The organism is Enterobacter sp. 50793107, assembly GCF_001463365.1.
Taxonomy (GTDB): Bacteria; Pseudomonadota; Gammaproteobacteria; order Enterobacterales; family Enterobacteriaceae; genus Enterobacter; species Enterobacter cloacae.
In genome coordinates this window covers 1-508 of the sequence record NZ_LNII01000057.1, presented here as the reverse complement: position 1 = coordinate 508, position 508 = coordinate 1, and the positions used below count along the sequence as shown (strand labels likewise).

At 48.2% G+C, this 508-nt stretch carries 2 tRNA genes and 1 rRNA gene; all 3 read right to left on the bottom strand.

Features of this window, described 5'->3' with window-relative positions:
- Window positions 1–102: ribosomal RNA gene (locus APU11_RS07760) — 23S ribosomal RNA — on the bottom strand; the annotation flags it as partial.
- Between the two features lie 171 nt (window positions 103–273).
- A tRNA-Ala gene (locus APU11_RS07755) sits at window positions 274–349 on the bottom strand.
- A gap of 37 nt (window positions 350–386) precedes the next feature.
- A tRNA-Ile gene (locus APU11_RS07750) sits at window positions 387–463 on the bottom strand.
- Between the last annotated feature and the right edge of the window lie 45 nt (window positions 464–508).

The window sequence follows — 508 nt, the reverse complement described above, 5'->3', positions numbered from 1 at the left end:
TCAAGGGTTCATATCACCTCGCCGGCGCTTTTCGCAGATTAGCACGTCCTTCATCGCCTCTGACTGCCAGGGCATCCACCGTGTACGCTTAGTCGCTTAACCTCACAACCCGAAGATGTTTCACTTCATGATTGCGAAAATTTGAGAGACTCGAACACACATAACATGTGTGTCGTTTCAATTTTCAGCTTGATCCAGATTTTTAAAGAGCAAAACTTCGCAGTGCACCTTTTCAGGTTCACTCTGAAGTTTTCTTGTGTTCGCAGTAAAAGATGGTGGAGCTATGCGGGATCGAACCGCAGACCTCCTGCGTGCAAAGCAGGCGCTCTCCCAGCTGAGCTATAGCCCCATCGTTTTGCAACCTCTTCAAATTTGCTTCGCAAATTTGGTAGGCCTGAGTGGACTTGAACCACCGACCTCACCCTTATCAGGGGTGCGCTCTAACCACCTGAGCTACAAGCCTGTAGAGGTTTTTTACTGCTGTTTTTCATCAGACAATCTGTGTGAG